Annotated in this window: 1 protein-coding gene; it reads right to left on the bottom strand. The window is 45.2% G+C overall.

All coding sequences use genetic code 11. The features are described from left to right. Positions 1 to 293 precede the first annotated feature (293 nt). Positions 294 to 717, bottom strand: a 424-nt coding sequence (locus tag R8O11_RS27615) for an amino acid--tRNA ligase-related protein (protein WP_318194924.1), incomplete at its 5' end; no start/stop codon positions are given.

The raw sequence follows: 717 nt of genomic DNA, 5'->3' as shown, positions 1-717 counted from the left end.
ACAAGCGATCCCGGGATGGAATCCATCTTAAACTGCCCAGCCATTCTCTAACCCTTATTCTTTTGTTGATAGAAATTTCGCGCCACAAACCCATCTTTGCGAACGGGTAACATTATCGAGACTACGACGCTCGAAGTCTGTCTCAATATTAAGACTATGCAATAGATTGAGATTTGGCGAATACTTATTTGCATATGCCATCAAAATCAAAATGCAACCTATTGAATTTTAGGAAATTAAAGATACAAAAAAACCACCCGAAGGTGGTTTTTTTGTCATTGTTCAGCAAAGAATTACGCTTGTGGGCGCATTGCAGGGAACAAGATCACGTCACGGATGGTGTGCGTGTTAGTTAGCAGCATAACTAGGCGGTCGATACCGATACCTTGACCTGCTGTTGGTGGTAGACCGTGTTCTAGTGCAGTGATGTAGTCTGCATCGTAGAACATCGCTTCGTCATCACCAGATTCTTTTGCTTCAACCTGTGCTTTAAAGCGCGCGTCTTGGTCTTCTGCATCGTTAAGCTCTGAGAAGCCGTTTGCTACTTCACGGCCACCGATGAAGAACTCAAAGCGGTCTGTGAAGAATGGGTTGTCATCGCTACGACGTGCCAGTGGAGAAATATCCGCTGGGTAGCCAGTGATGAACGTAGGCTGCATTAGTTTAGGTTCTGCAGTTTCACCGAAGATCTCTTCAAGAAGCTGACCACATGTCCAG

The organism is Vibrio sp. 1288 (genome assembly GCF_033344475.1).
The sequence above is the reverse complement of the archived record's forward strand: the minus strand, read 5'-3'. Positions and strand labels throughout refer to the sequence as shown.